The sequence below is a fragment of the Psychrobacter pocilloporae genome, from assembly GCF_029872915.1.
Lineage (GTDB): Bacteria > Pseudomonadota > Gammaproteobacteria > Pseudomonadales > Moraxellaceae > Psychrobacter > Psychrobacter pacificensis.
Map to the genome: position 1 here is coordinate 1,396,354 of NZ_PGFT01000001.1, position 12,643 is coordinate 1,408,996.

The 12,643-nt window shown below is 45.4% G+C and carries 11 protein-coding genes; 2 read left to right on the forward strand and 9 right to left on the reverse strand.

Translation table 11 applies throughout. The features are described from left to right. Window positions 1-54: 54 nt before the first annotated feature. A complete protein-coding gene (gene guaD, locus CUR83_RS06055; protein ID WP_252962378.1) occupies window positions 55-1,485 on the forward strand; it encodes a guanine deaminase in 1,431 nt (476 codons plus the stop codon). Between the two features lie 143 nt (window positions 1,486-1,628). On the opposite strand, the gene CUR83_RS06060 is transcribed toward guaD, so the two are convergent. From CUR83_RS06060 to uraD, 6 genes are all read right to left on the reverse strand, one after another. Next, the gene (locus CUR83_RS06060; RefSeq protein ID WP_093069012.1) at window positions 1,629-2,156 is read right to left on the reverse strand and encodes an ureidoglycolate lyase; all 528 of its coding nucleotides are present in this window, start codon (window positions 2,154-2,156) and stop codon (window positions 1,629-1,631) included. After that, on the reverse strand, window positions 2,156-3,274 hold the full coding sequence (alc, locus tag CUR83_RS06065; protein WP_284719298.1) for an allantoicase: 1,119 nt from the start codon (window positions 3,272-3,274) through the stop codon (window positions 2,156-2,158). The genes CUR83_RS06060 and alc overlap by 1 nt, the downstream gene beginning before the upstream one ends. Window positions 3,275-3,386: 112 nt before the next feature. Further along, on the reverse strand, window positions 3,387-4,367 hold the full coding sequence (puuE, locus tag CUR83_RS06070) for an allantoinase PuuE (protein ID WP_284719299.1): 981 nt from the start codon (window positions 4,365-4,367) through the stop codon (window positions 3,387-3,389). A gap of 82 nt (window positions 4,368-4,449) precedes the next feature. After that, entirely contained in the window at window positions 4,450-5,772 is a 1,323-nt protein-coding gene (locus CUR83_RS06075) for a urate hydroxylase PuuD (protein ID WP_212563621.1), read from the reverse strand. A 93-nt stretch (window positions 5,773-5,865) separates the two neighbouring features. After that, a complete protein-coding gene (gene uraH, locus CUR83_RS06080) occupies window positions 5,866-6,234 on the reverse strand; it encodes a hydroxyisourate hydrolase (RefSeq protein ID WP_284719300.1) in 369 nt (122 codons plus the stop codon). A 117-nt stretch (window positions 6,235-6,351) separates the two neighbouring features. After that, on the reverse strand, window positions 6,352-6,873 hold the full coding sequence (gene uraD / locus CUR83_RS06085; RefSeq protein ID WP_284719301.1) for a 2-oxo-4-hydroxy-4-carboxy-5-ureidoimidazoline decarboxylase: 522 nt from the start codon (window positions 6,871-6,873) through the stop codon (window positions 6,352-6,354). 468 nt (window positions 6,874-7,341) lie between these two features. Between uraD and CUR83_RS06090 the strand changes: the two genes are divergently transcribed. Beyond that, window positions 7,342-8,007 (forward strand): TetR/AcrR family transcriptional regulator, encoded by a 666-nt coding sequence (locus CUR83_RS06090; protein WP_071001416.1) that lies wholly within the window; start codon window positions 7,342-7,344, stop codon window positions 8,005-8,007. A gap of 106 nt (window positions 8,008-8,113) precedes the next feature. Here the strand turns inward: CUR83_RS06090 and CUR83_RS06095 are convergent, their stop codons facing one another. The 3 genes from CUR83_RS06095 to CUR83_RS06105 form a co-directional block, all read right to left on the reverse strand. Then, window positions 8,114-9,520 carry a nucleobase:cation symporter-2 family protein gene (locus tag CUR83_RS06095; protein WP_284719302.1) on the reverse strand — a complete coding sequence of 469 codons (1,407 nt, stop codon included), beginning with the start codon at window positions 9,518-9,520 and terminating at the stop codon, window positions 8,114-8,116. 480 nt (window positions 9,521-10,000) lie between these two features. Next, window positions 10,001-11,293, reverse strand: a complete 1,293-nt coding sequence (locus CUR83_RS06100; RefSeq protein ID WP_071001418.1) for a PD40 domain-containing protein — start codon at window positions 11,291-11,293, stop codon at window positions 10,001-10,003. A 278-nt stretch (window positions 11,294-11,571) separates the two neighbouring features. After that, a complete protein-coding gene (locus CUR83_RS06105; RefSeq protein WP_284719303.1) occupies window positions 11,572-12,597 on the reverse strand; it encodes a cell envelope integrity TolA family protein in 1,026 nt (341 codons plus the stop codon). Window positions 12,598-12,643 lie beyond the last annotated feature (46 nt).

A 12,643-nucleotide genomic window follows, 5' to 3' on the forward strand; every position in this document is an offset into this window, starting at 1 on the left:
TTTTATTAAATAATTAAAACGCTCAGTACTACTACGCCATTGTGAGACTACCAAATGACCCTACATATTTATCAAGCTCATTTATTACATTATATTAGCGAAGATGACCTTGCTAAGCGTACGGCTGCTGAATTATCCGATACTAGAATTCCTGACTTTCTCGTAAATCTGACCGTTGATAAAGATACAACGTTGCTTCCAGTAATTGCAGGCGTGCGTGTTTACCCTGAGTATATTGCCGACGGTGCACTTGTTATTGATGATGAGACTGGACTGATTATTAATTATGGCAGTCGAGAGGCGATGCTAGCAAATTATGTGCTGACCGCTACTAATGACAGTCAAGAACCAGTACAGATTCATGACCATCGGCACAAACTCATCATGCCGGGTTTTATCGATACCCATGTGCACTATCCGCAGATAGATATGATTGCCGCTTATGGTGAGCAACTGCTTGATTGGCTCAATAATTATACTTTTGTGACGGAAGCCAACTTTGGTGATCCAAAAATAGCGCATGATACCGCGCAGTTTTTTTTGAACCAATTACTTGCCAATGGCACGACCAGTGCGATGGTTTTTGCAACCAGTCATCCGTTATCTGCCGAGGCGTTTTTTGCTGAAAGCCACAGGCTCAATACGCGTATGATCACGGGTAATGTCTTGATGGACCAAAATGCGCCTGAGCCGCTATGTGTGCCTGCTGAGCAAAGTATCCGTGACACTCAAAATATCATTGATAATTGGCATGAGCGCGGGCGTCAGCATGTGGCCATTACCCCGCGCTTTGCGATTACGTCGAGCCCTACACAATTACGTCTGGCAGGTGAGTTGTATGCCAGCCATGACAGTGTGTATTTGCAAACGCATCTGGCAGAAAACCGTGATGAGGTGGCTTTTGTGCAGGAGCTGTATCCCAATCATAAAGGCTACCTCGACGTCTATGATGATATGGGATTACTGGGCCGCCGTACCACCTTGGCGCATGGTATCTACCTTGAGACACCAGAATACGAGCGTCTACGCGCGACTGGCACGCAGATATCACATTGTCCAACGTCCAATCTGTTTTTGGGTAGTGGGCTGTTCGATTTACCAAAGACGTTAAGTTATACCGGTGTTAGTATCGCCACCGACGTTGGAGCAGGCACGAGCTTATCGATGCTCACGACGTTATCAGAGGCATACAAAGTCCAGCAACTACAAAGTAATCAATTATCAGCACACCAAGGGTTGTATCAGATCACTTTGGGCAATGCGCAGTCGCTACTATTAGATGATAAGATTGGTAACTTTATGCCCAGTAAAGAAGCGGACTTTGTCGTGATTGATATGAAGGCCACAGCATTGTTAGAGCGGCGTATGGCGCAGACCAAAACCCTTGAAGAGCAGTTATTTGTGCTGATTATGCTGGGTGATGATAGAGTGATTGAGCAGACGATAATTGCTGGTCAGAGCCGCTATCGAAAATCTGCGGTCTGATAAACTGGCGAAAAACATGAGTCACAAAAAAGCCCCGTTTATATATCATAAACGGGGCTTTGATTGGTCTGTATCTTTTGTTCTGTGCTTTTTTGTCTGTGCTTATGAGATAGCTTGGCGACTTTTTTTCTAACTGACATTTTCTAACTGACGTCTTCTAACTCAATAAGCACACCCCAGTCCGTAATGTCTATCTCATGGCAGTTGTTACCTTCGCCATTGATACGATCAATCACTAAAAAGTCACTGTCGCGTCCAAGCGCCAATAAGGGATGATGCCAGACGTTGGCAGCATACTGTACGCCTTGATGCGACTTGGCATAAAACACGGCCAGATCATCAGGCGATTGTGGCGGCGTACCTGCTTTGGCAACGACGACGACATAGTCCTGACCTTCCATCGAGACAAATGCTTGCGTGCAAAACGGATGATACTCCATGACGGAGAGGGCAATCGGATTCTCACGTTTTTTGGCTCGAAAGATACTCATACCGACAGTGCCACCCTCAATCTGACTCGCAGCAAGCGCATGATGGCGAACCGCATAGCCATTATTGATCTCATAAGTGTTGTCAGCGGTTTGCTCCTCCTCACTATAGCGCTCGATAACCGAGCCGTAAGGGGCAAAGTCGCCTTTGGTCAAAGGCTGAGCCGTTAAGATAACACTCATTATTTGACCTCTGTATTATCAGTAGTACCAACATGATCTGCTACTTTGCCAAACACGCGCACGCGGCTGATACCACCATCAGGGAAGATATTGACTCGGATATGGGTGATAGGCTGGTCTATTAAGAGCTTGTCGTTACCGAAGGTATGGATGTCATCCGCATTGGTTTTTTGCGGCTCAAGCAACGTATCCCAAAACATACTTTGAGTGACCAAGGTTTGCTCTGGCGTATTTGGCGAGTAGACGGCTTGAATGGATACTTTATCAGGATAGTTGCCTTTAAAATGAGCGGTATCTATCTCGATAGAATCCACGATACCTGCTTGACCTAAGGCAATAATGCACCAGTCATTGCCTGGCTCACGGCGGCGACGCGTCTCCCAGCCATCCCCCATATTGGGCGCTTTGGTCGGTAACAGTAAGTTGCTAGCTTCACCGAAATGTGCGTCGTTACTGGCGATTGCACGACCGCCATTTAACGCGCCTGCCAAGTCGAGCATTTCACCTTGATTGTTTAGGCTGGCATCAAGTTGGATATCACCATAGACACGCAGTCGAGCCACGCCGCCATCTGGGTAAATATTCAAACGGATATGTGTGACCGTTTGCTCGTTATCAGTTTCGATAAACTCATGGTGATTGCCCTGTAGTGGGGTCATGCCAACAAGGGGCTGCCAGTTTTTACTGTCCCAGTCTTTTTTACTGAGACTAGTAAGCTCAGTTTCATCTTGCTGTAGTAGCTCTGGCGCGTATAAGCTATCGACACTGGCAGAAGAGGGGAAGTTACCCGTAAAATGACTGGTATCGATATCGAGACCTGCGATTTTGGTCGGACGCGCCAGCTGAATGACTAAATAATCATAGCCCAAATGACGCTTACGGCGCGTCTCCCAGCCGTCCATCCATTTACCGTTATCGTCGAATTTACCTACAATAAAGATAGGCGCATCAGGGTTTAGAATACGGCTTTTATCCGCAAAAAAATCATCGGTCGCAAATAGCGCTTTGGCACCCAAGCGACTGTCAGCCACGTTAGATTTTTTAGTAAAGGCTGGCAGGCTCTCAGGCAGATTATTTGCTGAGATGATTTGTCCCACTTCTGAGGTGTTTTGACTCATTATGATTCCTTTTGCTTAATATTAGGTTTAATTGATCGAGTGCCGCTTGTTTTATTTATTCGACACACTGCGGCTTACTTGACAGCCGTGGTAGTGGCTGTCGTGGCAAAAGCTACATCCAGTTGGCTGTGTTGTCTGGTGTTGCTGGATGGTTGTCGTACCAGTGCTTCGCTATCTCATCACGGCGGCATATCCACACGTCAGGCTTATTGGTGATGTATTGCAAAAATTGCTTTAATGCCTTGATACGTCCTGCCCGTCCGATAATACGGCAATGCAAACCGATGGTCAGCATTTTGGGGGTTTCTGCGCCTTCTTCATAAAGGGTGTCAAAGCTGTCTTTGAGGTATTGATAAAATGGCTCGGCGTGAGTAAACCCTGGACTCGAAGAAAAGCGCATGTCATTGGTCTCTAAGCTATAAGGGATGACCAAATGCGGCTTGCGTGTGATTAGATCGCCATCTTGGGCTTTGACATTGAGCCAGTAAGGCAGCTCATCGCCATAGGAGTCAGAGTCATAGTGATAGCCACCTTGTTCGACCACCAGCTCACGTGTGTTTGGGCTATCGCGTCCCGTATACCAGCCGAGTGGCTGTTTGCCGAGCATGCGCTCAAATATGTTGGTTGCACGGCGAATGTGCTCACGTTCCGTCTCGCGGTACATATATTGATAAGTGATCCAGCGTAGACCGTGACTGGCAATCTCATGACCGTCTTCTAATACGCGCTCGATAATATGCGGGGTTTTTTCGGCAGCGGCAGCACAAGTAAAAGTGGTGATAGGAGCGCCGTACTCTTTAAACACATCCAACACCCGCCACACACCAACACGGCTGCCGTATTCAAATGCAGACTCAATAGACTGGTGACGGTTGTTAAACTCGGGCGTACCCAAAATATCCGACAAAAAGCGCTCGGACTGTCCATCGCCATGGATGACGCTATTTTCTGCCCCTTCTTCGATATTCAAGACAAACTGTACGGCGATTTTTGCACCGCCTGGCCAATTGGCTTTTGGTGGCTTGCCACCGTAGCCTTTTAGGTCGCGTGGGTATGTATTTTGATCAAAATCACTGATGATTTTTTTGCTCATTGTTTATGTTCCTATATCTCGTAGAGCCTTAAATATTTAATTGAATATTGCTCGCCAAGGAAAGTTTTCTATTGATAACAAACTAAAGGGATGATGCGTATGCGACAAGCTGCTGACGTTCTGTATCTGTTAACTGAGTGATATTACCAAGTGGCATATAGCCAGTTTGTACCGCAGTGACGATTTTTGCTTTGTGTGTTTTTAGATCTTCTGGTGTTTGCAAAATGATACCTGCTGGCGGTGCGGCAAAGCCTTGCTGTGTGGGCTGCACTGCATGACAAGTGCTACAGCGTGTATGTACAACATCCATCATAGCGTCATCTACTGATGCGCTCACTGGTACGGCTTCAGCAGCAGTGGCGGCATTATTGCTAACACTGCTATTATTAACGTTATCAGTATTAGTAGTCGCGCTTGTAGCTGTTGGGGTGCTATTAGTTGTCGTAGGTGTTACTGCGGCAGTAGCGGGCATTGCAGGCGCTGGATCAATTGGTTCAGGTCGCATCCAAATAATCAATAATACCGTCAGTATGGCTGGGATAACCAAGTAGCGTGGTTTTTTATGCCCCAAATGTTTTTGGTTAAAATAATGACGTGCCGTTGCAGTGATAACGCCGACGAAGACCAATACCAACCAACCTTTTTCATGAGCATACATCATCGGATAGTGGTTGCTAATCATGGTAAAGATGAGTGGCAGGGTAAAGTAGTTATTCATCAGTGAGCGGTTTTTGGCTTGCAGTGCCAATTCAGCGACTTCTTTGCCCGGTTTTTCGCCGCGCCGCACACAGTCTACGAGTGCGCGCTGCGCTGGCATAATACCGAAGAATACGTTACCGACCATCACCGTGCCCAAAATCGCCCCGATATGGATGAACGAGGCGCGATCACTAAACAGCTGATAAGAACCCCAACTCGCGATAACCAACAAGATAAAAATCAGGGTACTAAAGATAAAGGCGTTTTTGCCCAAATGACTGCGCACAATGACTTCGTAAATAAAGTAACTACCAAATAAAAACAGCAAGCTTGTCGCAATGGCACCGATACTGGTAAAAGGCACTTTGCTTGGATCGATCAGATAGGCAGTTGCATTGGCATAATAGACGATAGACATCATCGCCGCGCCCGTCAGCCAAGTCGTGTAAGCTTCCCACTTAAACCAATGTAGCGTTTTTGGCATCTCCTCTGGTTCGAGCTTGTATTTGGCAATCTCATAAAACCCGCCGCCATGGACGGCCCACAGATCACCTGAGATGCCTTTGTCTGCTTTCCACTGTGGCGGCTTGCGTAGGCTCAGATCCAGCCACACAAAATAAAACGATGCACCAATCCATGCCACCCCTGCGATAACATGAAACCAGCGAAAAAATAAACTCAACCATTCGAGAAGATAGGCGCCCATGCGGTAAGTGTCCTTTAATATGACAGTGTCTTGATAAAATATTTGTGAGCGGATAACGATTTTCGCTCACAGTTTTTTGATAATAAGGGTCGGTTATGATCCGCGGTAGGTACTATAACCATGCGCACTCAGAAGTAATGGCACGTGATAGTGGCTTGCGTCTTTTATCACAAAGTCGATGACCACCTGCGGATAAAATGCCGTCAACTGCTGGGCATCAAAATATGCCTGAGTATCAAACGTCACGGTATAGCGTCCCGTATCTAGCTGACGCTCAGTGCCATCAATGCTTGACTCAAACTGCCAAGCATCTGGTGTCACGCGACCATCGCTATTGGTCGTCCCATGCGCAAGCAGTATCGTGTCACCGCTGTCTGGTACGCGGTGTAGGCGGACGGCGATATCAGCAGCAGGCGTGCCCAAATGAGTGTCTAAGATATGTGACGATAAGGTGGCAGACATAAGGCTTCCTTTGTATTTAGTAAAGACGTAAATAGAGTAATGATGCTAGCGTATTTGATAAGTAGAACGTCGGACAAACATTGATAGTAATAATGTGGTTTGATAGCTGTTGATCATCTAAGCATTACCTAATAGTTTGCTTAGACGTAAACGTGTGATTTTATTTTGCTCAGCGGCGGCATTGGCCAGCTCTGTTGCGCGATCATTTGGCAGGCGCGCCAAGAGCAAATCGAGCATTTGCTGCGCGCTTTTGCCGGTTGCAAAAACAATAAAAATAAAACCAAATTTATCAAGATAATCTTGATTGCCTTTAGCGAGCGCTTCGAGTACGTCGTCTGTCGCATCATTAGCGCCAGACTGCTCATGGGCGGCGCTATCTTGTGTATTGCGATATTTCTCTTTTAACGAAGCCACATTACCGATTTGTGGATGTCCATCAAATGCTTCTAGTAAGTTGGCCTCATTGGTTTGCACGTCATGCCAGATAGCATCGCTATTCGCTAAGAGCGCATCGAAATCTGCAAAAGGACGCGCATTGGCAAGCTTATTTGCCCAAACGCTACTGGTACAGCAGATTAAAAGCTGCGAGACTGCGATCTCTTGAGACAAATTATTAAATTGCGCTAAGGTTAAGCTCATGGTGATATCCTTTTTGTTGATATGACAGCCCATTATGCGGACTGGATAACTATTGTTTAATAAAGGTTTATACATGGTGGTTTTTTGCTTAGACTTAGCGATAGCAATCGATGTTTTTATGGTTCATTTTTTAGTTTTTCGACGTTTGCATTTTTATTTAAGCAAACCCACAGTGCGTATTTAAGTTGCTAGCTTTCTAATCATGATAAATTGACGATACAGAACGTATTTTTTGAGGAAATACTAATAGTTGAGCCGCAAAATGACATGGCAGTATAGTTTTGGTCGTAATACGTGTGATTTATAATTACCATTCTGCTAAAACCTGACTAATTGGTCAACTGTTTTATGAGAATTTTTTTATTTGGTGGCTCATGCTGCGAAAATCTGTGCATTGATATATAAAAATATTCAGAAATATAGCGACTATTTTGTCGAACCAGCCACTTGGAGTGAGATACCATTGTTATGACTCAAGATAATCAGAAAGAGGATATCCTGACTACTGATGCGCCATCGCATCGTAGTCAACAAGTTACGCGCGCGCACAATCAAGCGTTGATACTGGCAGCCGCTGAAGAGGAGTTCGTGCTCCAAAGCTATCGCGGCGCTACAATGCAAGGCATCGCTGATCGAGCAGGACTGCCTAAAGCCAACGTCCACTATTATTTTAAAAACAAAAAAAACCTATATATGGCGGTGCTACGCTCGATTATTGAAGAATGGAATGACGGCTTGGTGACGATGACAGTGGACAGCGATCCAAAAACCGTCATTGAAAAGTTTGTCCGTACCAAGCTGCATCAAGCTTTTGTCAATCCTAGTCGTCATAAGTTGTTTGCCATTGAGGTCATCGGCGGTGCGCCTCACTTGCACGAATTTATGTCAACAACGATGAAAGATTGGGTAAATGATAAAGCGCAAGTCATGAAAGAGTGGCATAAGCAAGGCAAGATTGGGATTACAGATCCCTTGCAACTACTAATTTTGATATGGGCGACGACCCAGCGTTACGCTGAATTTGAGATTGAAATTGTCGGCCTGATGGACAAAACAGCTTATGACGCAGAAGATGAAGCGCGCGCAGCAGATTTTCTAGTGCCTTTTATTTTACGAGGCTGTGGACTTGAATGATTATATACAGTTAAGTCATTGTGATTAAGCGATCATAGCGGACGAGGTGCACAAACAAATTTTATGGCACCTCGTTTTACTTTTAGACAGGGCTAAACATTCAAATTTATGCCACTTTTTGCGCTGTTTTTAAGCCATCTTCGGCATGTTGTTCAGCCGTATCAAATTCTACACCGTAGTTTTTTGGTAGGATCATATCAAGCGTGATTGCCACAATACCGGACATCGTCACCGCTGAGCCAAAGATGTTTTGGAAAAATTGCGGCGTCTGTGAGAGTACGTCAGGAACGAATGCAATACCCGTTGCTAATCCTAGTGACGTGGCGATAATCAAGACATTACGATGGGTAAAATCCACGGTGGATAGTATACGAATACCCGCAGTTGCGACAGTGGCAAACATCAGTAGCGTGACCCCGCCTACGACAGGCTTGGGCAGCTGCGTGAAAATCGCACCGAGGATAGGAAATAGACCCATCAGGCACAAGATACCGCCAACATAAAAACCAACATAGCGACTGGCAATACCTGTCATTTGAATCACGCCGTTATTTTGGCTAAAGGTTGTCACAGGAAAAGTGTTGAATACAGCCGCAATCAGAGAGTTGACACCATCACCCAACACACCACCTTTGATGCGCTTCTCATAGAGCGGGCCTTTGATCGGTTCGCCTGAAATCATCGAGGTAGCGGTCAAGTCGCCTGAGGTCTCAATACTGGTAATGATGTACATAAAGGCAATGGGAATAAATGCCTGCCAATCAAAACCAAAACCATATTTGAAGGGAATGGGAACGGTGAAAAAATCCGCTTTAGACACCAATGAAAAATCAATGCGCCCCATAAATACGGCAGCGAGCAAGCCTAACATCAGACCGATAAAGATAGCACTTGAGCGAATAACCTTATTGTTAATAATGCTAATGAGCACCACACTGACGAGTACGCCACCACCTAAGAGTAGGTTTGGAATACTACCGAAATCCTCAGCACCAAACCCACCTGCCAAATCAGTGAGACCTACCTTTGTTAGGGACAAACCAATCGTGACAATCACACAGCCAGTAACAATAGGGCTCATAAATGATTTGAGTTTGGTGATAAATTGACTCAAAAATATCTCAACAAATGCACCGAGAAACGACACACCAAAGATAACGGATAAAATCTCTTCAGGACTACCACCGCGGTTTTTTACTACAAATCCTGCGGTCAATACTGCCGCCAAAAAACCAAAACTGGTGCCTTGTAATGCCATAAGGCCAGAGCCGATGGGCCCTACTTTTCGCGTTTGAATAAAAGTCGCGACTCCAGATACGATTAAGGACATGCTTAGCAGATAGGGGATATGTTCCCCTAAACCTAAAGTGCCACCGATGATTAGTGAAGGGGTAATAATACCAACGAAAGCAGCAAGTACGTGCTGTATGGCACCTAAGAATGCTTTGATAGGGTTGGGGCGGTCGTGCAGTCTATATAATAAATCAGTATTTGCTGGAACGTTTTCACTCATGGTGGTTTCCTCCTAGAATAACTGCTTAGCACCCAATTAGCTGTATATATCAGACAACGTAACAAATCATTAGATAAAAATTAAAACCCAATCCTTGACCTGTTTTTTATCGATTCAAATAATAGGGGTAAGTTCCCGACCTTAAAATAGACAACAGTAATAGTTTATATTTGTTGGCCAATATCTAAATAACCTGACCAATTAGTCAGACCTATTTAGGATATAGGTAAAATGAAAGTTAATGCAATGTTTTTTTTGGTACTAACCGGTTTACGGGTTTATTACTAACAATAAGGAAGAAAAATGAGTTCGAATGAAGGGTACCTAAGAAGAGTGCATAAGACGGCGGGCAGGTTTTACTAAGTAGGTTTTATCACTTTTCTTCTAGCAGCTTATGACACAAAAAAGCCTTAATCATATTCATTATGATTAAGGCTTTTTGTATGAGTAAATTCTAACGTTGTGATTCAGTTGCCTAAATTACTTTGGACTTGATGACCATACGGGTGAGCGGATGATGCCTTGTCCTGATTTGCCGAACGCTTCGCCACCATTCAATGATTTAATCGTTAGTACACCTTTGCCGCCTTGGGTTGACGCATAGACCACGCGCTTGCCATTGGGTGAGAAGCTTGGGGCTTCATCGATACCCGTATTACCAAGGTTGGTCGTCACCGCACCATTGCTATTCATAATCGCGGCTGAGCGTCCACTTAAAAAGGCGATTTGTGTTCCGTCGCTGCTAAACTGCGGACTGGTTGCATAGCCACCATTAGATACTTTGGTGGTGCGTCCCGAGCCAAACTCATAACGATAGACTTGTGGTTTATTGAATCCAGCTTTGTCACTGACAAATACAAATGACTTGCCATCAGGAGCGTAGCTTGGCTGCACCTCACTGCTTGGCAAATTAGTGAGGCGTCTAGGCGTACCGCCGCTTGCGCTTATCTCATAGATATCGGCGCTACCCTCAAAACTACTAGAAAATAGGATTTTGCTGCCATCAGGGGAGAATGACGGACTCAAGTTACTACCAGAAAAAGGCGTTAGCACACTGGCGCCGCCGCCGCTGACGTTTTGAATGTAGATGACGGGATATGATTTTTCACGTTGTACCGAGTATGCAATGCGATTGCCGTCAGGTGACCATGCTGGTGAGAAGATAGACCCAGCTACCTCAGTGATGGTTTTGGCGTTTTCACCATCAGCATCCATCACTTTTAGACGAGAGACTTTTTGTTTGCCAGTGCCTGTTTCTTCTATATAAGCAATACGCCCTGAGAAATCCCCTGGAATGCCCGTAATCAGCTCATAGACTTTATCTGCGATGACGTGACCGGCGTAGCGCATGCTTTCTCTGTTATTGTCAGCGGTTAGGCTTTGCTTGCCTTCTATCACGCGACCAGATTTGACATCGATGACCTCATAATCGGTGACGATTTTGCCGCGATTGGTACGAGTGCTGCCGACGACCAAATAAGGTATTCCCATACTTTGCCATACTGGCAGTGTGCCTGCCAGCTCGCTACTGCTGCGTGGCTGCTGCGGTAGGTTTTGGCTGGTGACTTTTAGTTCTGTATTATTCAAATCATTTAAAATAATAGGGGACAAAACAGAATCGCCTGCGAATGGTACAAACGCGACTTGGTTTTGTTGGACAGGAATCTCATAGTCCAATTCTAATACGACAGGGGCTGCGAGCACGTTTTGCGAGATAAGTAATGCTGAACTACCCGCAAGTAAAGAGGCTAGTAGTTTTTTATGAGTATACATGGGTCAATGGCGCTCCTAAAATTAATATGATAGTCATTTTTATAGTCGATGAGGCAAGTATAGATAAGTCAATTTAAAAATGACACAACGAGATTAAAGGCTATTTTTCGCAGCCTCTGGAGACGAAGTCACAGCAAGCAAGGAAAATAGTATTTAATCGAGTGTGTTTGTGATGCTATATCAGTTTTATTTGGGCTTTACTATATTTAGATGAAAAAACGAAGCGATAAAAGCCGCTTAACATCACGTTATCAATAATACAAGACGCTAGCAACTGATTAATTGCTACCTTTAAACTGTATAGTAAAGGTAGGATATTTTGGGTCATCAGCATCGATTGGTAGGCTACCTGTGTTGAGCACTGCTTGTCTGGCAGCTTCATTGACGACGCTATCAGGACCAGATGCGGTGACATTGACCACGTCACCATTGGCATTAACGGTGATGGTTAAGGTGGCACGCTGGGTAGAGCCTTTCGCTGCGGTAGGCGGCGTATAGTTGCGCTTGATTAGATTGATGATTTCACTATTGCTGGCACCGCGACTACCACTTGAGGCAGAGCGACTACTACCTTTAGAAGTACTAGAGGTTAAGGTGTCGCCGGAGATGGTTGATTGACCATCTGAGAGACTAAAGGTTCGGCCTGCATTGCCAGAGCCATCGGTATCAATCTGTATATTACGATCGTTAGCCGTGGGGCGTCTGATCTTGGGTGGGTTGTTTTGCTTTTGACGAAAATCTCCAAGCCTTTTTTGATCTTCGATCATCTGCTCTCTTTTGTCTTGCTCTACTTGATCAAGCTCCTCTATCGCGGATTCGTCTAGCTGCGCTGCCCACTCAGCCATTCTGCGCTCATATTCTTGGTTTTGCTCGCGCAGGCGTTGATGTTGCTCTTCACTCATAAGCATAGGCTGACTGGCAGGCTCGTCAGATCGCGTAAACACAGGGACACGCTGGGAGTTCGGCTGGCTTGGATTTTGAGCGCTTGAGCTACTACTACTTGAGGTTTCTTGTTGAGCGCTACTGGCTGAGTCGCTGGTGCTGCTGTCCATTTGCATGGCGCTGGCTGCTGCACGATTGGCCAATATCTGTCCTTGCATTTCAGCGAGCTGCTCAGGAGTTACCATGACCGTCTCGATGCTACCAGCAGTCTCAACCTCAGTGGACTGATAGTTATAAATCAGTATGCCGATTATAAGACCATGTGCTAGCAAACTGAGTAACGTAGGCAGTGTTAGCCCATTGCCTTCAGGTTCGGTGGGGACATAGACGGCAGGCGCATTATGCATGATATGGATACTCATGAACGTGGTTTATCGGATTGGCTGCTATGATGTGACATACCTATAT